Below are 22,033 nucleotides of genomic sequence, written 5' to 3'. Positions count from 1 at the left end.
GGCTACCTCTTCAGTGCCTGCTCGGTAACTGCGTCCGCTAGATGCAGTTGAGTGGTCTGGACTTCGTAAAGACGGGCCTTGAGTTGGCCGCACAGCGCCATCAGCTTCTTGACTTCAGAAACAATTTGCTTTTGAACATCTTTCGGTGGCACGACTATTGGAATAGTCTCAACAACACTTTTGCTGATTTTTGGCATTGTTCCAGATGTTCCTGTCATTCTGTCCCACATGTGCTGTCTTGCCTGGGGGGAACAAAGCCAAATGGATAAAAATTCTGGAGAAACACCATCTGCAGCCCGAAGTTTCATCATTAAGTCTGGGTAGATGACGTTATCAATAGAGTGCTCAATTAGTATGCTTGAACCGACAAAGGCATGTGAGTTCCCCCGCTGAACAAGAATGTCGTCAGCTCTTAACCAGAGATGAGATTCCTTAGGGATCTCATCATCAAAAAACTTTGTTTGAGAGAGATCTAGAGCTCCATAGCTGGTAGCGCCTAGCTTTAGCACTTTTTGCCCGGATTTGTTTTGGGATTCGTTGGGTGAATATCCATTCTTAGGGCCAAATGAAAGAAATTTTTTGAGCGGTCCTTTTTTTGAGTTTTCCGGGAATTTAATAAATAGCCCATTAACAGCCATAAATAAAATAATTTCTCGGAGCTGGTCTATGCTTTCTTCAGTCGTAAAAATCGTATCAAAATTGCTAGTGATGTGTTCCCAGATGCTAGTAAGTTGCCCGTGATCGACTGCGCTGTTTAGGATATTTGGCAGTATTTTTGCGAGCGATTGGTGAGAGCTAAGGGTCGCATAGGTCTTTTGCTCTAGTTGATCACATAGTGCAATCATTTCTTCAACTTTCGCAGCGATGCGGTGTTGTTCCTGTGCTGGGGCAATAGGCACTACCAGCTCAGAAAACTTTGCAGATGAAATTCCTCCAATGATTCCGCTCATAGCAGAAGAGAATTGATAAAAGAAAGTTGGAGTTAAATAGGTAGATAGTAAGAATTTTGAATTAATATCTCCGAATGGTTCGACGGCAAACAATTTGTTTCCAAAACAAATGCTTCTGTTTGTAATGCCGCATTTTTTACCAGCGCTACCACCTTCCGCGCATATGAGTAGAGTATTTTTTTTGGCAATTTTAAAGCCGGCTTCATCTGCTGGGATGCAAATGCCATTCTGATAGTCTAATTCTTCGAATCCATAGCCAACATCCTTGGTTGCTATAAATGGCAGTCCGTCAACATTTGTATATTTGGTTTCTTTAATAGTGGCGTTTACGCTATTGCCATTGAATATGTGTCCTATTGTACCCAGACGGGACCACTCCCATCCCTTTGGCAGCACGAAAGGCTCTTCCTCATTGCTAACTGTTGGCAACGTCCTTCCTTTTTTTATCCTCCCGTCTTTCTCCAACTGGGCCTTCTCCGCTGCAATGCTCCTAAGGAGCTCGCTTGCAGGTTCGTCGCCCGGATCTTGGGGGACTAGTAGGCCGCGCACGGCCAGCTCAAAAATTAACTCACGCAGCTTCCTAATACCATACAGTTCAATTTTTTTTGAAGAGCCACGTCCGGCCGTAGACTTGCGTCTGATTGCGGATATCCAAATATCCAGATTATTCATCAGCAGTTGTTCGAGCGCACTCATACTTGTTTAGCTCCAATGAGTGCATTAGCAAGGATGAGTTTTAGCTGGTCTCGTAGACTCTGAATTTCTTTTTGTTGTGCTTGATATTGCTCAAGCAGTTCTTCTGGGTCGTGACTGATTTGTTCGCTCACATGAGGATTTTTAATGTCTAAGTTGAAGTTTCGGCCAGCGATGTAATCAATGCTCACCTTCCACGCCTGGGGGGTTTCAATGCGGGCGCTGAAGCCGTCAGCTTCATTGCCCCACCAAGTGCGCTCGGTATCAAATTCTTCAAATTGCATGGGGCGGGTTTTATTGTAGCTACTAACGCCCTCCGGGTAGGGGTGATCATAAAACCAAACCTCTCTAGTGGCCGGCCATTCACTTTCCGTTTTTTTTGTAAAGAACAAAATGTTGGTTTTTATGCTGGTATAGGGGTTAAACACACCATTGGGTAAACGCACGATAGTATGAAGGTGACACTGCTCCAGTAACATTTGTTTTAGACGGGTTTTCATCCCTTCGCCAAATAAAAAGCCGTCGGGCAATACCACTGCCGCACGTCCGTTATTTTTCAATAGCTTGACCACTAACGCCATGAATAAATCTGCGGTTTCGCGCGTGCGCAGCGTGGCGGGGAACTGGTTTTCCACGCCGTCTTCTTCCATTCCGCCAAATGGTGGGTTAGTGACAATGATGTTTACCCTATCCGCTTCGCCATAATCTTTGTAGGCGCGCCGGCTCAGCATGTTGTCGTGCTCAATCTGTGTGGGCGTGTCGATACCGTGCAGGATCATATTGGTGGTACAGAGCATGTGCGGTAGGGCTTTCTTCTCTACGCCGTGAATGCTGTTTACCAATACAACTTCGTCCTTGCTGTTTCTTACATAATTGATACGTTTGTGGTCAATGGTGCACGCCAGAAAGCCGCCGGTGCCACAGGCAGGGTCCAACACACTTTCATTCAGTTGTGGGTCCACTCGATCCACAATAAACTTAGTTACAGCACGGGGAGTATAAAATTCCCCTGCATTGCCCGCGTTTTGTAGATCCTTGAGGATCTGTTCATAAATACTACCGAAGGTGTGACGGTCCTGGGTATTGTTGAAGTTGATTTCGCAGATTTTATTGATTACCTGCCTCATCAGAGTGCCAGACTTCATGTAGTTGTAGGCGTCCTCGAACACATTGCGTATCACCAACGCTCGGGCGCCGGTTTCGCCACTGAGTTTTAGCTTGCTCTTCAAAGTTGGGAAGAGTTTCTGATTCACAAAATCGTTAAGCTCATCGCCCGTGATACCTTCCGGATCAGCGGCCCAATTACGCCAGCGTAAATATTCGGGTATCGGGGATTGGTAGTGGTCTTCCAGCAGTTCTATCTCACCTTCCCGGTCATCATAGATTTTCAAGAAGAACATCCACACCAGTTGGCTTATGCGCTGGGCATCGCCATCGACGCCCACATCCTTACGCATGATGTCCTGGATGGATTTGATGATGCTGCTGACGTTACTCATTAAATTTCCTGAGACCTATTAGAAGGACTGTCTAAATCAGTTGGTTTGCGCAAAGAGTTCGGTTTCCAGCGCCTGCACGGCTTGTTCGTAATTGGCTTTGCCGCCAAACATTCCGTTGATGATTTCCACAGGCGTTCCCATCCTGTTGAATGGAGCTAGCTTGAGCACGCTGTTATTCTCAATGCTGGTTATGCCTTCGTCGGCGTACTTGTCCAATAAGGCTTCCAGTACTGCGCGCACCTGCTCGCCGTACTGCGTGAAGTAATTGCGTTTTTTGACATTATTGACCCTCTCATAGCGGGTGAGAGGCGGCTGATCAAAGGCAATATGGCAAATCAAGTCGAAATCGCCATAATCCTTACCCACGTCCTGCGCCAGCTTGGGCAGCTCAATACCGTATTCGGCCAGCGCTTCGATGATGGCTGTTTTCTTTTTTGCGCTGCTCCACTTCTGTAAAAAGTCATCCAGTGATGCGAATTCTTTGCGAATGTTTTTGCGGCTATAATCGCGGTAGCTTTCCATGATCATTTTGCCGTCTTCGCCGAGGTATTCCACACGTTCGGAGAGGATGCGTACTTCCACACCACTGACGTGGACCTTTTTTATCCCTTCGTCACCGTCATCAATATCATCTCCGTCGCCATCATTTTCAGGTTCGGGGTCCGGTGGCACAGGATCGTCAGCATCGTCGGGTTCGTAGATCACCACGGGTTCGCCATCAAACTCTGGGTCCTTGAATAGCTCGGTAGCCCGTTTAAAATCCATGATGGTGAAAAAATACTTGTTCTGTGATTCTTCGATGCGCGTACCTCGACCTACAATCTGTTTGAAGGTGGTCATGGAGTTAACTGATTTGTCCAGCACAATCAGTTTGCATGTCTTGGTGTCCACGCCAGTGGTGAGCAATTCCGAGGTAGTGGCAATCACCGGATATCTGCTTTCTGGATCAATAAAGTTGTCCAGTTCGGCCTTGCCTTCCACACTGTCACCGGTAATGCGCATTACGTATTTACTGTTTTCTTTCGCTAGCGTGCCAGCCGCATTTACGATGGCCTTGCGCATGCGCTCGGCGTGGTCAATGTCTTCGCAGAAAATGATGGTTTTCTGGTAGGGATCGGTCGCATTCAATAGCTTCATCACTCGCTCGGCCACCAGCTTAGTGCGTTTGTTGAGTACTAATATGCGATCCATATCCACTTGGCTGTATTCGCGATGCTCGATATCGTTGCCCAGGTCATCTTTCATTCCGGGTGGCGGTGTCCATCCGTGAATGTCCTTGTCGATATCGATTCGAACCACTTTATAGGGGGCCAGAAATCCATCCTGAATACCCTGCTTCAGCGAATAGGTGTAAATGGGGTCGCCAAAGTAGGTGATGTTGGAGGCGTACTTGGTTTCCTTTGGTGTGGCGGTGAGGCCCAGTTGAATGGCGCTATCAAAATATTCAAGGATCTCCTTCCACGCAGAGTCATCGTTGGCGCTACCACGATGACACTCGTCAATCACGATTAGGTCAAAGAAGTCGCGCGAGACAGTTTTGAAAATCTTGTCTTCTTCATCCGGACCTGTAAGCGCCTGATACAAGCCTAGGTAAACCTCATAGGACGGGTCTATTTTGCGGTTCTTAATTTTGGTCATCACTGAGCCGAAAGGCTTGAAGTCATTGACCAAGGTTTGATCGACAAGGATGTTGCGGTCTACCAGAAAAAGGATGCGCCGGACTTTTTTAGCTTTCCACAGACGCCAGATAATTTGGAAAGTAGTGTAGGTTTTGCCGGTGCCGGTAGCCATGACGAGCAGTAGACGCTTCTTCCCTTGGGCTACCTTTTCAACAACACGATTGATGGCCTCGGCTTGATAATAGCGGGGCTCCTTGTTGGGGCCATCGTCGTAATAGGGTTCGGTAACAAGCACTTCCTGTTCGTCCAGGATGCCTCGGAAGCGCTTGTAGCGCTGCCAGAGCTCATCCGGGCTGGGAAATGCCCCCAACGCAATCTCGGTTTCAATGTCTTCGCCCGGGAGGGCGGCTTTATCGTGGCTGGCAAAGCCGTCACCATTCGAGCTGAAAGCGCAGGGCACCTCAAGAATGTCGGCGTAGCCCAGGGCTTGCTGAAGACCATGGCTAATGGTGTAGTTGTTTTCCTTGGCTTCAACCACCGCCACCGGTACGCCCTTCTCCTTTTGCAGGACGTAGTCGGCGAACTTTTTCTTCTTCTTGTTACGAGACGACAGGTTGCCGCGCACCACAACCGGACCGGGGGTGAGCGTGACTTCACGGCGAATCTGTGTCATTTCATCCCAGCCGGCTTTCACTAGGGCCGGAGTGATGAATTTAGCCTTAATGTCGGCCTCGCTGAGCTCTTTCTTTTCTTTGCTAATCATTGCGTCCTCGCTGCGATTAGCAGCATTTATGTGCACACATGCAGCTAGTCCCTACCCATCGGGCAAGTGTACCTAGTTGTAACTATTTCACACTAGACGTTGTTCGACGTTTTCTCGCGAGCTCCTGCCTCAGAAAAGCGAAGGCCCTCGGAAACCTCGTGAGTCGTTGCTAGTTCTGTCGAACCTAACAAACGGCAAATTTTGGCTGAGGCTGTAAAAATCGTGCTGGATGCAGTAAAGGTCGGCGCAAAAATCTACGTCACTGACTAATCGAGCGCTTGCAGATTTGACATGAGATGAGGCTTCGAAACGGCGTCTGCGTTTTTACTTAGCTTGAGCAGATTGATGCCTATCACGAGTGGCAGCTATCGCGGTGGCGGTTGACCTAAGAAAGCGCTCATAGGGCTAAGAGGCTAAGGTGAGTTTGGGAGGAAACAAAATAGGCTGAGTCCTCTACCTATCAAGCCTGCTCTGGGTATATAAAATGGAAATAGCATCCACATTAAAAAAGCCGGCTTATGGCCGGCTTCTCGTTGACTGATTCAGCTCGTTTTTGACAAACCTTACCAGCCTTCAAAACGTACATCCGGCTCTTGCGGCCGGCTGTGGGACTTGGTCAGAAAGTGATCTGCCTTGTCGGTGCGAGGCGTGGGCTCGCAAATGTGGGGCGGAGGATACGCGGGTTTGCTTCGGAAGCCCAGTGGTAAGTGGTGTGGAATCATTGGGTTAGGGTTATTCAGGGGGAAAGCAGGGGGCTGCTGCGCAGCCCAGCGGGAGCAAGCTCCCTCGCCACAAAAGCTCTCTGCCACAAGCTCTCTGCTACAAAAGCTTCCTGTCACAAAAGCTCCTCAGCGCAAGGAGCTTTGGCTGTCTGTCCGTTCGGGTGGGTTAGTCGAACACTGGCGGTCTCTGTTTGTTGAGGGTTGACCACCAGAACACCCAGCCGATCACGTGGATGTGTTGCGCGTCGATTTGTTCGGCGCTGAAGACCTCGTCGGGATACGCAGCACTGTTGTGGCTGCGCAGGCGCAGTCGGTTGCCGGGGATGCGGTGGAGGTATTTGATGCGGAGCATGCCGTCGTGTTCGAGGGCATAGATTTGGCCGTCGACGATTTGCGTCAGGCCGCGGTCGATGGCGAGGGTGGAACCGTCGGCGATGCGTTCGGCCATGCTGTCGCCGACCATGGTGATGCAGATGGCGTCGCTGGGGTTTATTTCCAGGGATTCGAGGTGGCTGCGGGGCAGTCGGATGGATTGGTCGGGGATTTCGGTGATGTGGGTTTTGGTTTCGCCGGGGGCGATGGGGACTTCCTTGTAGAAGGGCAGTTCAATGTCCATGGGTTCCGCCACGCTGTAGACGCCATCGTTTTCGGCCGCCTCATAGGTGGTGCCGGGGCCGAGGCCCAATGGGGTCTGCGGGCCTTCGCCGTGGGCGAGCCACTCCGGGCTGACGGTCAGCAGGCTGGCGATGCTGTGGATGCGCCCGGGTGGGATGCCACGGTTGAACCAGTTGTTCACGTGCTGGGATTTCACGCCGTATAACTTCGCGAAGTCGGCGGAACGGATGTTCGCTTCTTTTAGAAGGGCTCGGAAGCGGTCGCCACTGGAAAGTATTTTCATAAACGGAAAGTTTAGGGGCGACGGTGTTTTCGGCAATAAACAAGTCGTTCAAATATATAAGACGATCTTTCCGTTTGCAGGATCTGAAAGGTGCGGGCTAAACGTGCTTAAACGGTGTTAATACAGTTTCGTATTAGGAAGCATTAAGGCATAAAAAAACCCCGGGGCAAACCGGGGTTCTTTATCAAGTTTGTTTCAGCCTTTGTAGGCGGCAACCGACTTGGTGATCGCTTCGCGGGCGGCGTCTGCACCGGCCCAGCCTTCGATCTTGACCCACTTGCCTTTTTCGAGATCTTTGTAGTTCGCGAAGAAGTGCTCGATCTGCTGGATCAGCAGCGGTGGCAGGTCGGTGTATTCCTTCACGTCGACGTACAGTTGCGACAGTTTGTCGTGTGGCACTGCGATGACTTTGGCATCGCCGCCGCCGTCGTCGGTCATGTTCAGGATGCCAACTGGACGGGCGCGGATGACCGAGCCTGGGGCCACTGGGTAAGGGGTCACGACCAGCACGTCGAGGGGGTCGCCGTCGTCGGCCAGGGTGTTGGGGATGTAGCCGTAGTTGGCCGGGTAGAACATGGGGGTGGCCATGAAACGGTCAACGAACAGGCAGTCGCTGTCTTTGTCGATTTCGTATTTGATCGGGGCGTGGTTGGCCGGGATTTCGATCGCGACGTAGATGTCGTTCGGCAGGTCTTTGCCAGCCGGAATCTTGCTGTAGCTCATTGGGCGGTGCCCCCGTTAGTTGACCAAATGACTGGTCGGATTGACCAAAAAGTGGCGGCGATTATAGGCATATTCAGCCGCTGTTGCCACGTTACCAGGGTCGTAGAGACCTTAGTATGACGCCTGATAGACCGGATCTTCGGCCTGAAGTTGCCGCAACCGGGCCAACGGATCCTGGCGGTAGAACGCCTTGAGCTGTTCGTAGACCTTTGGATAGGCCTGGTGCAGCAGGTCTGGGGCGCTGAAGAAGTATTCGCTGGTGACGGCAAAGAACTCCGCTGGGTTCTCGGCGGCGTAGGGGTCGATGACGGTTTGTGTGTCGGGGTTGTGGTCGAGTTGGCGGTCGAGGTCGTCGAAGGCTTGTTGCATGGCGTCGGCCCAGTCGCTGACGCGCATGTCGGCGTGCAGCGGTGGCAGGCCGTTGGCGTCGCCGTTGAGCATGTCGAGTTTGTGCGCCAGTTCGTGGATCACCAGGTTGTAGCCGTCCCAGCCGCCGCTGGCCATCACGCCGTCCCAGGCCAGGATGATCGGGCCTTGGGGCCAGGCTTCGCCGCTGTGTTCGCCGTCCCACTCGTGCTCGATGCCGCTGGCGTCGCGGTAGCGCTGGGGGCTGAGGAAGTCGTCGGGGTAGAGGACGATTTCGTGGAAGCCCTGGTACCAGTTCAGCTCGCCCAGGTGCATCAGTGGCAATTGGGCCTGGGCGGCGAGCAGCAGGCGTTGTTCCTGGTGCAGTTCGACGCCGGGCAGGGCGGTGAGGTGTTTGTCGTGCAGGAACAGTACGCAGGCTTCCCGCAGCCATTGGTCCTCGGCGGCGCTGATGCCGTCGAGGAAGCTCAATTGCTGGCGCACCCGCTGCCAGGTGTCCTCGGCCACGGGGTGTTTGGCGAGGGTGCGGCGGCGGCGCCAGTTGCTCAGGGACCACATGGCGATCAGCGCGGGTGGGCTTTCGAGGCGCGCTGGCTCAGTTTGCTGCGCACCAGGCTGATGATCATCGGCAGCAGCGACAGCAGGATGATGCCGACGACCAGCAGCGACAGGTTCTGCTTGATGAACGGCACGTTGCCGAAGAAGTAGCCGAGGGTCACCAGGCCGCCGACCCACAGGATGGTGCCGAGCACGCTGAAGCCGAAGAAGCGTGGGTAAGGCATTTTGCCGACGCCGGCGACGAAGGGCGCGAAGGTGCGGATGATCGGCAGGAAGCGCGCCAGGGTCACGGTTTTGCCGCCGTGTTTGTCGTAGAAGTCGTGGGTTTGCTGCAGGTAGTCGCGGCGGAAGATTTTCGAGTCGGGGTTGCTGAACAGTTTTTCGCCAGCGGTGCGGCCGATGAGGTAGTTGGTGCTGTCGCCGAGGATCGCCGCGAGCATCAGCAGGCCGCCCAGCAGGACTGGGTCCATGGCGCCACCGGCGGCTACGGCGCCGGCGATGAACAGCAGCGAGTCGCCCGGCAGGAAGGGTGTGACCACCAGGCCGGTTTCACAGAAGATCACCAGGAACAGGATGGCGTAGATCCAGGTCCCGTAGTTGGTCACCAGCATGTCGAGGTAGACGTCGAGATGCAGAATGAGGTCGAGGGGGTTGAAATCCATGCAAAACACCTGTGGTGGCGGCCCGACTCGGCAGGCGGGTGGGACTGGCTTTGAGTATGGCTACAGAGTGTGTAGCTTTTTCTTACAAGCTGGGAAGAGCGGCATTATACGGCGAGGATTGTGAAGCGCGTGTTGAGTTTGTAGCGGGGGATTTCGGTGGTTCTGTGGGCGGTGGAGCACCTTGTGGGGGGCTTGCTTGCGATGGCGGTGGAGCAGTCAGTAGTGATGTTGCCTGGTGGATCGCTATCGCGAGCAAGCTTTGCTCCCACAGGTCCTGCTCAAACAGATCTGTGGGTGTATGAGCGGGAGAGCCAGGTCGGCCGTTAGGCCGCCTCGCGGTGGACGTTGATCTCGGACGCCCCGTTAACCACGCTGGCCGAACGCAGGCATTGTGGAGTGGGCATCCCGGCATGGATGCCGGGATAGCCGCGCTGGGCCATGGATGGCCCTTCGCGGCGTGCCCACGGAGCAATGCCGGAGTGAGGGCATGCCGAGCCTAAGCGAGGCACCAAGTGGTGGGGCAGGAGCGTTTTGCTTACTTTTGCGCTTCTCAAAAGTGAGCCGCCGTCAGGGCGGAACCCTAAGCCGCCATCACCGCAGCAACGGATATGTCCCCGACCTTCAACATTGCTCCGAACGGCTCAGATCCCTTCGCTGATCGGCAACACGTAGTTCTTGAACTCGGTGTCTTCCTTGAACCCAATCGACTCGTAGGTCTTCTGCGCCACTTCGTTGTTGCTGCTGGTGGAAACACGCATGCGCACGGCGTTGGTTTCCTTGGCCATTTTTTTCGCGGTGCGGATCAGGTTGTCGGCCACCAGTTGGCGGCGGGCGTCTTCGGCGACGTAGATGTCGTTGAGGATCCACACGCGCTTGAGCGACAGCGACGAGAAGCTTGGGTAGAGCTGGCAGAAGCCCAGCAGCTTGTTGTCGTCATCATCCGGCAAGGCCAGGTAGATCACCGACTCCTTGCGGCGCAGGCGTTTTTCGAGGAAGGCTCGGGACGAATCCGGGTAGGGCAGTGAGCCATAGAATTCCCGGTATTTGACGAACAATGGGGTCAGCAGGTCCAGGTGTTCCAGGGTCGCTTGGATAATCCGCATGGTAGGTCTCGTCTGCAAAGGTCGACAGATATTCAGACAACAATGTCGCGCTGCCGTGCTTTTGATGCTGCCTGAAAGCGGATCAAAAACGCAATCGGATAAACGGATCAGTTTCGGGGCGGCGCCAGTAGGAAATTACCTTTCATATCGGCAGCGCTTTCCGAATCCAGAGTGTGAACCTGGGCTTCGTCCTTCAGATTGACCCCCGAGAGCTGGCGGCGGCAGGCCTCGCGCATCAGGTAGATCAGGCGATGGGCCGCCATGCCGTAGCTCAAACCTTCGAGGCGGACATTGGAGATGCAGTTGCGATAGGCATCGGTCAGGCCGACCTTGGGGGCGTAGGTGAAATACAGCCCCAGGCTGTCGGGGGAGCTGAGGCCGGGGCGTTCGCCGATCAGGATCACCGACATTTTCGCGCCGAGCCGCTGTGCCACTTCATCGGCCACGGCAACGCGGCCTTGCTCCACCAAAACTATTGGCGACACAGACCAACCGTCAGCAGCGATCTGCTCTTCCAGCCGCGCCAGGAACGGCAAGGTATGGCGATGCACCGCCAGCGCCGACAGGCCGTCAGCCACGACGATGGCCAGATCCACGCCGCCAGGGTGGGCCGCCGCGTAATCCTGCAGGACCTGCGCTGAGGCGTCGTCGAGCCGTCGGCCCAGGTCCGGGCGCTGTAGATAACTGTTGCGGTCGCTGGCCGCGCTGTGGAGCAACAGGCTTTCACGGCCGCGTTCGGTTAACTGCGCACGAATGCCCTGATGATCGAACGCCAGGTGCACCGCATCGCGGGCCTGGGCGTGGGCGAACTGGAAATCCAGTTGCGCCGAGGTCGGCAGGCTGGTGCCAGTGCGCCCCAGGGCGATGCGCGCCGGGGTCAGGTTGCGCAGGTTCAGCCAAGGGTTTTGTGGGTCGACAGGTTTTTTATCCATGGGCAGTTCTCTCATCCCAAATGCGCGAGGGCGTGACGGAACGCCGGTGGCAGGTTGTCGCCGAACCGCACCCGGCCATCGGCCTGGGTGAAGATGCCCATGTTCGCCAGCCATGTTTCGAATTCCGGCGCCGGCTTCAGGCCCAGGGTCTGGCGGGCGTAGAGGGCGTCGTGGAACGAGGTGGTCTGGTAGTTGAGCATGATGTCGTCGGAGCCGGGGATGCCCATGATGAAGTTGATCCCGGCCACGCCCAGCAGGGTCAGCAGGGTGTCCATGTCGTCCTGGTCGGCTTCGGCGTGGTTGGTGTAGCAGATGTCGCAGCCCATCGGCACGCCCAGAAGCTTGCCGCAGAAGTGGTCTTCGAGGCCGGCGCGGATGATCTGTTTGCCGTTGTACAGGTACTCGGGGCCGATGAATCCTACAACCGTATTCACCAGGAACGGGTTGAAATGTCGCGCCACGGCGTAGGCCCGGGTCTCGCAGGTCTGTTGATCGACGCCGTGGTGGGCGTTGGCTGACAGCGCGCTGCCTTGGCCGGTTTCGAAATACATCAGGTTGTTGCCCAAGGTGCCGCGATTCAGGCTGAGCCCGGCGTCGTAGCCTTCTTTCAAGACGCTCAGGCTGATGCCGAAACTGGCGTTGGCCGCTTCGGTGCCGGCGATGGACTGGAACACCAGGTCCAGGGGCACACCGCGGTTTGCCGCTTCGATGGAGGTGGTGACGTGGGTCAGCACGCAGCCCTGGGTGGGGATGTCGTAGCGCTGGATGATGGCGTCGAGCATTTCCAGCATCGCGCAGATCGAGGCGGTGCTGTCGGTGGCCGGGTTGATGCCGATCATGGCGTCGCCGTTACCGTAGAGCAGGCCGTCGAGGATGCTCGCGGCGATGCCGGCGGGTTCATCGGTGGGGTGGTTGGGTTGCAGGCGGGTGGACAGGCGCCCGCGCAGGCCGAGGGTGCCGCGGAACTTGGTCACCACGCGGATCTTTTGCGCCACCAGCACCAGGTCTTGCACGCGCATGATCTTCGACACGGCGGCGACCATTTCCGGCGTCAGGCCGGGGGCCAGTGCCCGCAGGCTCTGTTCATCGGCGGCGTCGCTGAGCAGCCAGTCGCGAAAACCGCCGACGGTGAGATGGCTGACGGTGGCGAAGGCTTGTTTGTCGTGAGTGTCGACGATCAGCCGGGTGACTTCGTCGACCTCGTAAGGAATCAGCATTTCCTGCAGGAAATGGCTGAGGGGCAGGTCGGCCAGCGCCATTTGCGCGGCCACGCGCTCACCATCGTTGAGCGCCGCGACCTCGGCCAGAAAATCCCCGGAACGCGCCGGGCTGGCCTTGGCCATCAGGTCTTTGAGGCTGTCGAAGCGGTAGGTCTGGGCGCCGACCGTGTGTGCAAAACTGGCCATACAGGTTCTCCGTGACGGCGCCGCTGGGCGGCGCCGTGGTTTTCGGCACGTTACGGCTTAGTGCAAGGCTTCTTCGGCTTTTTGAATGGCCGCGAATTCCTCTTCGGGCGTGCCTGCGACCAAGTGATGCCGACTGTAGAAAGCAAAGTAAGCAATTAACACTCCATAGATGATCGCGGCGCCGATCACCACCCGTGGGTCCACCAAAAAGCCCGCCACCACGGCGATGCACGCCAGCACCAGGGCCACGCCCGAGGTGAAGATGCCGCCTGGGGTGCGGTATGGCCGGTCCATTTTGGGGCGGCGGATGCGCAGGGTGATGTGCGCGGCCATCATCAGCACGTAGGAAATGGTCGCGCCGAACACCGCCACCAGAATCAACAGGTCGCCCTGGCCGGTCAAGGACAGGCCGAAACCGATGATGCCGGGAATGACCAACGCCAAGACCGGCGCTTTGCTTTTATTGGTTTCGGAGAGTTTGCGCGGCAGGTAGCCGGCACGGGACAAGGCAAAGATCTGCCGCGAGTAGGCGTAGATGATCGAGAAGAAGCTGGCGATCAAACCGGCCAGGCCGACGAGGTTGACGAAGCTGCCCATCCAGGTCGAACCGCCGTAGGCCTTGGCCAGGGCTTCCACCAGCGGGTTGCCCGAGGCCATCAACGCGTTAGAGCCGGCGCCGCCCGGGCCGATTACCAGGATCAGCAGGGCGAAGGCCACCAGCACCAGCATGGCGCCGATCAGGCCGCGCGGCAGGTCGCGCTTGGGGTTCTTGGTTTCTTCGGCGGCCAGCGGCACGCCTTCGACGGCGAGGAAAAACCAGATCGCATAAGGGATGGCCGCCCACACACCAACGTAGCCGAAGGGCAGGAATGGGCTGGCGCCCGCGGCCGCAGTGACGGGGATGTCCAGCAGGTTGGCGACATTGAAGTGCGGCACCATCGCCACCAGGAAAACCCCCAGTGCCAGGGCCGCGACAGCGGTGATGATGAACATCAGCTTGAGGGCTTCGCCGACACCAAATATGTGGATGGCGATGAAGATGATGTAGAACGCCAGGTAGATCATCCAGCCGCCAATGCCGAACAACGATTGGCAATAGGAACCGATGAACACGGCGATCGCCGCCGGGGCGATGGCGTACTCGATCAAAATCGCCGTGCCCGTGAGAAAACCGCCCCAGGGCCCGAATGCGCTGCGGGCAAAGCCGTAGCCGCCACCCGCGGTGGGGATCATCGAGGACAGTTCCGCGAGGGAAAAGCACATGCATAGGTACATCGCGGCCATCAGCAGCGTGGCGAGGAACATCCCGCCCCAGCCACCCTGGGCCAGGCCGAAGTTCCAGCCGGCGTAGTCGCCGGAAATGACATAGGCCACGCCCAGGCCGACCAGCAGGACCCAGCCCGCCGCGCCTTTTTTCAGTTCGCGTTGTTGGAAATATTCGGAGCCGACTTTTTCGAAGTCGACCGAGGACGTTGCCGGTTGCGGGTTTGCATGATCGCTTGGCATAAGGGTTTACCTGTTTTTATTGTTTTTTGGCCCTGTGAAAGCGGGCTTGCTCATGAAGCGGTGATTCAGTTGTGGCTTTGCTGGATGTACTGCCGCCATCGCGAGCAGGCTCGCTCCCACAATGGATCTGTTTCAACCCTGGAAACGAGTTATCCACAGATCCCTGTGGGAGCGAGCCTGCTCGCGATAGCTATCTAAAGGGCCAGGCAAGATGACCTGCCTGGCCCAAGGGCTTAGAAGAACCCCAACGGATTGATGTCGTAGCTCACCAGCAGGTTCTTGGTCTGCTGATAGTGATCGAGCATCATCTTGTGCGTCTCACGACCCACGCCGGACTTCTTGTAGCCACCGAACGCGGCGTGCGCCGGGTACAGGTGGTAGCAGTTGGTCCAGACGCGACCGGCCTTGATCGCCCGGCCCATGCGGTAGGCGCGGTTGATGTCGCGGGTCCAGAGGCCGGCGCCGAGGCCGAACTCGGTGTCGTTGGCGATCGCCAGGGCTTCGGCTTCGTCCTTGAAGGTGGTGATGCTCACCACTGGGCCGAAGATTTCTTCCTGGAACACGCGCATTTTGTTGGTGCCCTTGAGCAGGGTTGGCTGGATGTAATACCCGGTCGCCAGGTTGCCCTCGAGTTTTTCCACCTTGCCACCGGTCAGCAGCTCGGCGCCTTCGCCCTTGGCGATTTCCAGGTACGAAAGAATCTTGTCGAATTGCTGCTCGGACGCCTGGGCGCCGACCATGGTCTCGGTGTCCAGCGGGTCGCCGCGTTTGATCTGCAGGACTTTCTTCATCACCACTTGCATGAATTCGTCGTAGATCGACTCCTGCACCAGGGCGCGGGACGGGCAGGTGCAGACTTCGCCCTGGTTGAAGAACGCCAGCACCAGGCCTTCGGCGGCTTTTTCAATGAAGCTCGGTTCGGCTTGCATGATGTCTTCGAAGAAGATGTTCGGCGACTTGCCGCCCAGTTCCACGGTAGACGGGATGATGTTTTCGGCGGCGCATTTCATGATGTGCGAGCCGACTGGGGTGGAGCCGGTAAAGGCGATTTTGGCGATGCGCTTGCTGGTGGCGAGGGCTTCGCCGGCTTCTTTGCCGAAACCTTGCACCACGTTCAGTACGCCAGGCGGCAGCAGGTCGCCGATCAGCTCCATGAGCACGCAGATGCCCAGTGGGGTTTGCTCGGCCGGCTTGAGCACGATGCAGTTACCAGCAGCCAGGGCCGGGGCGAGTTTCCAGGCGGCCATCAGCAGCGGGAAGTTCCACGGGATGATCTGCCCGACCACGCCCAGCGGTTCATGGATGTGGTAGGCCACGGTGTTGCCGTCGATCTCGGCGGCGCTGCCTTCCTGGGCCCGCAGGCAACCGGCGAAGTAGCGGAAGTGGTCGGCGGCCAGGGGGATGTCGGCGTTGAGGGTTTCACGCACGGCCTTGCCGTTGTCCCAGGATTCGGTGATCGCCAGGACTTCGAGGTTGGCTTCGATGCGGTCGGCGATTTTCAGTAGGACTAGCGAGCGGGCTTGGGCCGAGGTGGCACCCCAGGCATCCGCGGCAGCGTGGGCGGCGTCCAGGGCTTTTTCGATGTCTTCGGCCGTGGAGCGCGGGAATTCGGCAATGGGCTGGCCATTGACCGGGGAAGTGTTGGTGAAGTACTGACCTTTGACAGGCGCGACGAACTCGCCGCCGATGTAGTTACCGTATTTGCTCTTGAACGAAACGATAGCGCCTTCAGTACCGGGGTGAGCGTAACGCATGATGAGTTCTCCTTGGCTTTTGTGCTTATACGGGAGGGCCGCGCAAAATTGAGCGCTGGTAATTAAGCCTAGAGCAAAGGTTGGGCCATTGCCTTGCGGGGCCCGTAAATCAAGACTTTAGGAGGAGTTGGTCGGACAAACGGATGCCCTGCGTGACGATTGCGATACAGCGGGTGTGACAGTTTGTGCCAGATACGAGACAGTCTGTGACTGACAGGTCGCGCCAGCATTGCAAAGGTGGTTGGGCTGGAGGATGCTGGACCTCGACGGCGAGGCCATGGACGGACCGCTTTTGTGGCGAGGGAGCTTGCTCCCGCTGGAGCGCGAAGCGGTCCCAAGGCAGCCAACTCGGTCAGCCTGATACACCGCAAACTCAGGTTTTGGGGCTGCTGCGCAGCCCAGCGGGAGCAAGCTCCCTCGCCACGGGGTAATGTGTCGGCAGGTCCAAAAGGTCCTTCAGGGGAGAATAATAAGAACATGCACAGCAACCATTTGAGTCGCCATGCCCAGCAAGTCCTGACGGTCACCCAGGGCAAGGCCCATTTGCAGGGCCCTGGCAGCGATCCGTCGATTGCCCGTTCCTGGCTGCGCTGCCTCGAGGACTATCACCTCGACCCGGCCCAGAACCTGGCGCCGACGGTGCTCGAACATGGCCGGGTGCTGGAAAGCCGCGAGCGCTTGCAGCAAGTGCTGCACATCGCCGGCAATGAAATGACCAGCCTGCACCAGCAACTCTCCGGCGCCGGCCACGCGGTGCTGCTGACCGACGCCCGAGGCGTGATCCTCAACTGCGTCACCGCCCCCAGCGAACGGAAGATTTTCGAACGGGCCGGCCTCTGGCTCGGTGCCGACTGGAGCGAAGCCTGCGAAGGCACCAACGGCATCGGCACCTGCCTGGTGGAGCGCCAGGCCCTGACCATCCACCAGGAAGAACATTTTCGCGGCCGCCACACCGGCCTGACCTGCTCGGCCAGCCCGGTCTTCGATCCCCAGGGCGAACTGCTGGCGGTGCTCGACGTGTCTTCGGCCCGCCCGGACGTCTCGCGCCAGAGCCAGTTCCACACCATGGCCCTGGTCAATCTCTCGGCGAAGATGATCGAGAGCTGCTATTTCCTGCGTTGCTTCGACAATCAATGGTTGCTGCGCTTTCACTTGCAGGCCGAGTCCGTGGGACTGTTCAGCGAAGGCTTGATGGCGTTTGACGGTGAAGGGCGGATCAGCGCCGTCAACCAGAGCGCGCTGAACCTCTTGGGGCATATTCGCGGCAGTTTGCTCGGTCAGCGGGTGGAGGACTTTTTCGACTGTTCGTTGGACGAATTACTCGGCCGCGCGAGTGTAAATGCCAGTGCGAGCTGGCCGCTGCGCACCCGTGACGGTCGGCATTTGTTCGCCGTGTTGCGGGGGCAGCCGCGCAGCGTGCCGGTGCCGGTTGCGCCGCTGCTCAAGGCCATCGAGCCCGCCCGCCTGCCAGGCATCTGCCTGGGGGACGCGGCATTGCAGGAACATTTTCGTAAGGCGCTGCGGGTGTTCGAGCGCGATGTACCGCTGCTGATTCAGGGCGAAACCGGCTCCGGCAAGGAGGCGTTCGCCAAGGCCGTGCACCACGCCAGCCAGCGCGCCGGCAAGCATTTTGTCGCCCTCAACTGCGCGGCCATCCCGGAAAGCCTGATCGAGAGCGAGCTGTTCGGTTATCGCGGCGGCAGCTTCACCGGCGCGCGCAAGGAAGGCATGCGTGGCAAGCTGCAACAGGCCGACGGCGGCACGCTGTTCCTCGATGAAATCGGCGACATGCCCCTGGCCTTGCAGACCCGTTTGCTGCGGGTGCTGGAAGACCGCCAAGTGGTGCCCCTCGGCGGCGAGCCCGAGGCGGTGAACGTGCGCATCATCAGCGCCACCCACCGGCAGTTGCTCGACCGGGTGCGCGATGGCAGTTTCCGCGAGGATTTGTACTACCGCCTCAACGGTTTGGAAATCCCGCTGCCGGCGTTGCGCGAACGCAGCGACAAGTCGCAGTTGCTGGATTTTCTGCTGGCTGAAGAGAGCGGGGCCGAGACGGTGTCCATCGACGAACCGGCGCGCCAGGCGTTGCTGGGGTTCGACTGGCCGGGCAACGTGCGGCAACTGCGCAACGTGCTGCGGACCCTTGCCGCGCTGTGCGATGGCGGGCGGATCGGGCTGGAAGACTTGCCGGCCATGATCCGCCAGCGTCCGTCGATGGCGCTGGTTGAAACGGTGGCGGAGCGGCCGCTGGCGGATGCCGAGCGCCTGGCACTGCTCGACGCACTGGAGCGCCAGCGCTGGCACATGACCCACACGGCGGAACAACTGGGGATCAGCCGCAATACCCTCTACCGCAAGCTGCGTAAGCACGCGATTGCCCGCTGAACCACTGATAATTAATCTGCTGACTGCTGACTGCTGACTGCTGACTGCTGACTGCTGTTGTGGCGAGGGAGCTTGCTCCCGCTGGGCTGCGCAGCAGCCCCAAGCTTTCTTTCCACCCTGAAACCGAAGGCGACTGCTGCGCAGTCGAGCGGGAGCAAGCTCCCTCGCCACAAAAGCAGCCAGTAGCGAGCCGGGGTTGTGCGGTCAACTGTGGGAGCGAGCTTGCTCGCGATGACGTCGGCACATTCAATATCGCTGCAAGCTGATCCACCGCTATCGCGGGCAAGCCTTGCTCCCACAGAAGGCCGCCTGTGCGCCGAGGTTCAAACACAAGGTGCGATTTCCCCCTCCCTAGGCTAACCTGCGGCCATGTTTTACGAGGTCGACTATGCACATCCATATTCTCGGTATTTGCGGCACTTTCATGGGTTCGATGGCGGTCCTGGCCAAGGAGCTGGGCCATCACGTGACCGGCTCCGACGCCAACGTCTACCCGCCGATGAGCACTCAGCTGGAAGCCCAGGGCATCGAACTGACCCAAGGCTATGACCCGGCGCAACTGGACCCGGCGCCGGACCTGGTGGTCATCGGCAACGCCATGTCCCGTGGCAACCCGGCGGTCGAGTACGTGCTCAACAAAGGCCTGCCGTATGTGTCCGGGCCGCAGTGGCTTGCCGATCACGTGCTGCAGGGCCGTTGGGTCCTGGCCGTGGCTGGTACCCACGGCAAGACCACCACCAGCAGCATGCTCGCCTGGGTGTTGGAACACGCCGGCATGAGCCCGGGTTTCCTGATCGGTGGCGTGCCGCAGAATTTCTCGGTGTCGGCGCGGCTGGGTGGCACGCCGTTCTTCGTGATCGAGGCCGACGAATACGACAGCGCGTTTTTCGACAAGCGCTCGAAATTCGTCCACTACCGTCCCCGCACCGCGATCCTCAACAACCTTGAGTTCGATCATGCGGACATCTTCCCCGATCTGCCGGCCATCGAGCGGCAGTTCCACCATTTGGTGCGCACCATCCCGAGTGAAGGCCTGGTCATTCACCCGACCACCGAGCCGGCCTTGCAGCGCGTGATCGAGATGGGCTGCTGGACCCCGGTGCAAACCACTGGTGCGGGTGGGCAGTGGCAGGTGAAGTTGCTCAAGGATGACGGTTCGCAGTTCGAAGTCATGTTCGAAGGCGTGTCCCAAGGCGTGGTCGAGTGGGACATGACCGGCCAGCACAACGTCGCCAATGCCCTGGCGACCTTGGCGGCGGCCCGGCATGTCGGCGTGGTGCCGTCCATGGGCATTGCCGCGTTGAGCGCGTTCAAGAGCGTGAAGCGACGGATGGAGAAGGTCGCCGAAGTGCGCGGCATCACCATCTATGACGACTTCGCCCACCACCCGACCGCCATCGCCACCACCCTCGACGGTTTGCGCAAGCGCATCGGCGATGCGCCGCTGATTGCGATCATCGAGCCGCGTTCCAACTCCATGAAGCTCGGCGCGCACCGTGATGGCCTGCCGGAAAGCGTGGTCGATGCCGACCAGGTGATCTGGTACGCCCCGGCCAACCTGGGCTGGGACCTCGGCGCCACTGCGGCGCTGTGCACGGTGCCGTCGATTGTCAGCGATTCCCTGGAAGGCATCATCGAGCGCGTGAAGAGCCAGGCCCAGCCCGGTACTCACGTGGTGATCATGAGCAACGGCGGTTTCGGCGGCCTGCACGGCAAACTGGCCGAGGCCCTGAAATGAGCAATGGCCCCGAACGCATCACGCTGGCGATGACCGGTGCGTCCGGCGCCCAGTACGGCTTGCGCCTGCTCGATTGCCTGGTGCGTGAAGACCGCGAGGTACACTTCCTCATCTCCAAGGCCGCGCAACTGGTGATGGCCACCGAGACCGACGTGACCCTGCCGTCCAAGACCCAGATGATGCAAGCCTTCCTCACCGAATACACCGGTGCGGCGGCGGGGCAGATTCGCGTGTATGGCAAGGAAGACTGGATGTCGCCAGTGGCCTCGGGCTCCGGCGCGCCGGCCGCCATGGTGGTGGTGCCGTGTTCCACCGGGACGCTGTCGGCGATTGCCACCGGGGCCTGCAACAACCTGATCGAGCGGGCGGCGGACGTCACGCTCAAGGAACGCCGCCAGTTGATCCTGGTGCCGCGGGAAGCGCCGTATTCGAGCATTCACCTGGAGCACATGCTCAAGCTGTCGAACATGGGCGTGACGATCCTGCCGGCCTCGCCGGGTTTCTATCACCAGCCGCAGACCATTGATGACCTGATCGATTTTGTGGTCGCGCGGATCCTCAATCTGCTGAACATCCCCCAGGACATGTTGCCGCGCTGGGGCGAGCATCATTTGAGCAGCGATGAATAAGCTGCTGATCGTGCTGCTGGCGCTGCAGCTGACCGGCTGCGCCACCGCCCGCACCCTCGACGCCGCCAAGCCTGGCGCGCCGGTGGTGTACGCCGGGACACGCCTGGATCTGTACGCCCTCAACGGTGGCTGCTGCGCCAAGGACCGCTTTGGTGCCGAGGCACCGCGTTACCCGGGGCTCGATCTGCCGGGCAGTGCGCTGCTCGATACCTTGTTGTTGCCGTTGTCGTTGTTTACGGCGATAGGTGTGGGGTTTCAGGCTACGGGCGGGCTGTAACGAACATCACGGTGCCTTGGTCTGCCCGGAACCTGTGGCGAGGGAGCTTGCTCCCGCTGGGCTGCGAAGCGGCCCCAAGTTTTTCCTCTGAAACCCAAGGCGACTGCTGCGCAGTCGAGCGGGAGCAAGCTCCCTCGCCACAATGGGGGCCTGGTCTTGGATTGGGGGGGCTCGCGATGGCGCCCGCTCAGACGCCGCAATCATTTGCCGAGCTTACGCAACTCATCCGACTCCACCACCCGCACCCCATCCTGTTCTTCCAGCGCCAGGCGCCACATGGCCCGGGCCAGTTGGCAGGCTTCGATGCCGTGGTACTTGCCCGGGATCAGCTTGGACAAGGGCCCGGCCAGTTGCTCGGCCAGGCGCGGTTCGACGCGGTCGCCCAGCAGCAGGGAAGGCCGGCAAATGGTCAGTTGCGGCCAGCCCTGGGTCTTGAGTGCCGCTTCCATTTCACCTTTGACCCGGTTGTAGAAGATCGATGACTTGGCGTCGGCCCCCAGCGCGCTGATCACCACCAGGTGCCGCGCGCCCAGTTCCCGGGCGCGCTTGGCAAACGTCACCACCAGGTCCAGGTCCACCGCGCGAAAGGCTGCTTCGGAGCCGGCTTTCTTGATGGTTGTGCCGAGGCAGCAGAAGGCGATGTCCACTTGGCCGCTGAGTTGTGGCAGTACCTGGGCCGGCTCCCCAACCGGGTTTTCCAAGTGCGGATGTTCAGCCAGTGGCCGGCGTGAAGGCGCCAATACGCGAGTGATGGTCGGCTCATTGAGCAGCCGGTCCAGTAGGTGTTCCCCGGTCAGCCCGGTCGCACCGGCGAGCAAAACATGCTGAGGCGTCAAGTACATAGTGTTTC

Annotated in this window: 17 protein-coding genes; 4 read left to right on the top strand and 13 right to left on the bottom strand. The window is 58.4% G+C overall.

Annotated features, from left to right (window positions below; all coding sequences use genetic code 11):
- Window positions 1-2: 2 nt before the first annotated feature.
- The 12 genes from HU749_RS26335 to exaC all read right to left on the bottom strand — a co-directional run bounded on the left by HU749_RS26335 (window position 3) and on the right by exaC (window position 16,154).
- Complete coding sequence (locus HU749_RS26335; RefSeq protein WP_186651618.1) at window positions 3-1,646, bottom strand: restriction endonuclease subunit S; 1,644 nt, start codon at window positions 1,644-1,646, stop codon at window positions 3-5.
- On the bottom strand, window positions 1,643-3,142 hold the full coding sequence (locus HU749_RS26330) for a type I restriction-modification system subunit M (protein ID WP_186651616.1): 1,500 nt from the start codon (window positions 3,140-3,142) through the stop codon (window positions 1,643-1,645). Before HU749_RS26330 ends, HU749_RS26335 begins: the two co-directional genes overlap by 4 nt.
- Before the next feature lie 36 nt (window positions 3,143-3,178).
- The gene (gene hsdR, locus HU749_RS26325; protein WP_186651614.1) at window positions 3,179-5,524 is read right to left on the bottom strand and encodes an EcoAI/FtnUII family type I restriction enzme subunit R; all 2,346 of its coding nucleotides are present in this window, start codon (window positions 5,522-5,524) and stop codon (window positions 3,179-3,181) included.
- Window positions 5,525-6,412: 888 nt separating this feature from the next.
- The gene (locus tag HU749_RS26320) at window positions 6,413-7,144 is read right to left on the bottom strand and encodes a LexA family transcriptional regulator (protein ID WP_186651612.1); all 732 of its coding nucleotides are present in this window, start codon (window positions 7,142-7,144) and stop codon (window positions 6,413-6,415) included.
- A 195-nt stretch (window positions 7,145-7,339) separates the two neighbouring features.
- Window positions 7,340-7,867 (bottom strand): inorganic diphosphatase, encoded by a 528-nt coding sequence (ppa, locus tag HU749_RS26315; RefSeq protein ID WP_003205933.1) that lies wholly within the window; start codon window positions 7,865-7,867, stop codon window positions 7,340-7,342.
- A gap of 111 nt (window positions 7,868-7,978) precedes the next feature.
- On the bottom strand, window positions 7,979-8,791 hold the full coding sequence (locus HU749_RS26310) for a M90 family metallopeptidase (protein WP_046065519.1): 813 nt from the start codon (window positions 8,789-8,791) through the stop codon (window positions 7,979-7,981).
- A 5-nt stretch (window positions 8,792-8,796) separates the two neighbouring features.
- The gene (locus HU749_RS26305; RefSeq protein ID WP_014340397.1) at window positions 8,797-9,453 is read right to left on the bottom strand and encodes a DedA family protein; all 657 of its coding nucleotides are present in this window, start codon (window positions 9,451-9,453) and stop codon (window positions 8,797-8,799) included.
- Window positions 9,454-10,094: 641 nt separating this feature from the next.
- A complete protein-coding gene (locus HU749_RS26300; protein ID WP_025569618.1) occupies window positions 10,095-10,556 on the bottom strand; it encodes a GNAT family N-acetyltransferase in 462 nt (153 codons plus the stop codon).
- A 107-nt stretch (window positions 10,557-10,663) separates the two neighbouring features.
- Window positions 10,664-11,488 (bottom strand): ethanolamine ammonia-lyase subunit EutC, encoded by an 825-nt coding sequence (gene eutC / locus HU749_RS26295; RefSeq protein ID WP_186651610.1) that lies wholly within the window; start codon window positions 11,486-11,488, stop codon window positions 10,664-10,666.
- Between the two features lie 11 nt (window positions 11,489-11,499).
- The gene (locus tag HU749_RS26290; RefSeq protein ID WP_095963457.1) at window positions 11,500-12,894 is read right to left on the bottom strand and encodes an ethanolamine ammonia-lyase subunit EutB; all 1,395 of its coding nucleotides are present in this window, start codon (window positions 12,892-12,894) and stop codon (window positions 11,500-11,502) included.
- A 57-nt stretch (window positions 12,895-12,951) separates the two neighbouring features.
- On the bottom strand, window positions 12,952-14,400 hold the full coding sequence (eat, locus tag HU749_RS26285; RefSeq protein WP_186651608.1) for an ethanolamine permease: 1,449 nt from the start codon (window positions 14,398-14,400) through the stop codon (window positions 12,952-12,954).
- A gap of 233 nt (window positions 14,401-14,633) precedes the next feature.
- Entirely contained in the window at window positions 14,634-16,154 is a 1,521-nt protein-coding gene (exaC, locus tag HU749_RS26280) for an acetaldehyde dehydrogenase ExaC (protein ID WP_186651606.1), read from the bottom strand.
- A gap of 477 nt (window positions 16,155-16,631) precedes the next feature.
- Here exaC and HU749_RS26275 point away from each other — a divergent pair, with 477 nt between their 5' ends.
- From HU749_RS26275 to HU749_RS26260, 4 genes are all read left to right on the top strand, one after another.
- Window positions 16,632-18,539: a sigma-54-dependent Fis family transcriptional regulator gene (locus HU749_RS26275; protein WP_186651604.1), complete on the top strand. Its 1,908-nt coding sequence runs from the start codon at window positions 16,632-16,634 to the stop codon at window positions 18,537-18,539.
- A 388-nt stretch (window positions 18,540-18,927) separates the two neighbouring features.
- Window positions 18,928-20,277 (top strand): UDP-N-acetylmuramate:L-alanyl-gamma-D-glutamyl-meso-diaminopimelate ligase, encoded by a 1,350-nt coding sequence (gene mpl, locus HU749_RS26270; protein WP_003205915.1) that lies wholly within the window; start codon window positions 18,928-18,930, stop codon window positions 20,275-20,277.
- Window positions 20,274-20,906: a flavin prenyltransferase UbiX gene (ubiX, locus tag HU749_RS26265; protein WP_053189919.1), complete on the top strand. Its 633-nt coding sequence runs from the start codon at window positions 20,274-20,276 to the stop codon at window positions 20,904-20,906. The genes mpl and ubiX overlap by 4 nt, the downstream gene beginning before the upstream one ends.
- Complete coding sequence (locus HU749_RS26260) at window positions 20,899-21,183, top strand: YceK/YidQ family lipoprotein (RefSeq protein ID WP_018611242.1); 285 nt, start codon at window positions 20,899-20,901, stop codon at window positions 21,181-21,183. Before ubiX ends, HU749_RS26260 begins: the two co-directional genes overlap by 8 nt.
- Before the next feature lie 200 nt (window positions 21,184-21,383).
- Here HU749_RS26260 and HU749_RS26255 read toward each other — a convergent pair whose 3' ends face one another.
- On the bottom strand, window positions 21,384-22,025 hold the full coding sequence (locus tag HU749_RS26255) for an oxidoreductase (protein ID WP_014340389.1): 642 nt from the start codon (window positions 22,023-22,025) through the stop codon (window positions 21,384-21,386).
- Window positions 22,026-22,033: the final 8 nt, after the last annotated feature.

It is taken from the genome of Pseudomonas ogarae, assembly GCF_014268695.2.
Classification (GTDB): Bacteria; Pseudomonadota; Gammaproteobacteria; order Pseudomonadales; family Pseudomonadaceae; genus Aquipseudomonas; species Aquipseudomonas kilonensis.
This window is presented reverse-complemented; position numbering and strand designations above follow the sequence as displayed.

Coding starts and splice junctions, on each gene's coding strand:
- HU749_RS26310 (WP_046065519.1), bottom strand. CDS start 8,791: ATGTGGTCCCTGAGCAACTGGCGCCGCCGCCGCACCCTCGCCAAACAC.
- HU749_RS26330 (WP_186651616.1), bottom strand. CDS start 3,142: ATGAGTAACGTCAGCAGCATCATCAAATCCATCCAGGACATCATGCGT.
- HU749_RS26305 (WP_014340397.1), bottom strand. CDS start 9,453: ATGGATTTCAACCCCCTCGACCTCATTCTGCATCTCGACGTCTACCTC.
- eat (WP_186651608.1), bottom strand. CDS start 14,400: ATGCCAAGCGATCATGCAAACCCGCAACCGGCAACGTCCTCGGTCGAC.
- HU749_RS26320 (WP_186651612.1), bottom strand. CDS start 7,144: ATGAAAATACTTTCCAGTGGCGACCGCTTCCGAGCCCTTCTAAAAGAA.
- ubiX (WP_053189919.1), top strand. CDS start 20,274: ATGAGCAATGGCCCCGAACGCATCACGCTGGCGATGACCGGTGCGTCC.
- HU749_RS26255 (WP_014340389.1), bottom strand. CDS start 22,025: ATGTACTTGACGCCTCAGCATGTTTTGCTCGCCGGTGCGACCGGGCTG.
- HU749_RS26275 (WP_186651604.1), top strand. CDS start 16,632: ATGCACAGCAACCATTTGAGTCGCCATGCCCAGCAAGTCCTGACGGTC.
- HU749_RS26300 (WP_025569618.1), bottom strand. CDS start 10,556: ATGCGGATTATCCAAGCGACCCTGGAACACCTGGACCTGCTGACCCCA.
- ppa (WP_003205933.1), bottom strand. CDS start 7,867: ATGAGCTACAGCAAGATTCCGGCTGGCAAAGACCTGCCGAACGACATC.
- eutC (WP_186651610.1), bottom strand. CDS start 11,488: ATGGATAAAAAACCTGTCGACCCACAAAACCCTTGGCTGAACCTGCGC.
- HU749_RS26260 (WP_018611242.1), top strand. CDS start 20,899: ATGAATAAGCTGCTGATCGTGCTGCTGGCGCTGCAGCTGACCGGCTGC.
- mpl (WP_003205915.1), top strand. CDS start 18,928: ATGCACATCCATATTCTCGGTATTTGCGGCACTTTCATGGGTTCGATG.
- exaC (WP_186651606.1), bottom strand. CDS start 16,154: ATGCGTTACGCTCACCCCGGTACTGAAGGCGCTATCGTTTCGTTCAAG.
- HU749_RS26290 (WP_095963457.1), bottom strand. CDS start 12,894: ATGGCCAGTTTTGCACACACGGTCGGCGCCCAGACCTACCGCTTCGAC.
- HU749_RS26335 (WP_186651618.1), bottom strand. CDS start 1,646: ATGAGTGCGCTCGAACAACTGCTGATGAATAATCTGGATATTTGGATA.
- hsdR (WP_186651614.1), bottom strand. CDS start 5,524: ATGATTAGCAAAGAAAAGAAAGAGCTCAGCGAGGCCGACATTAAGGCT.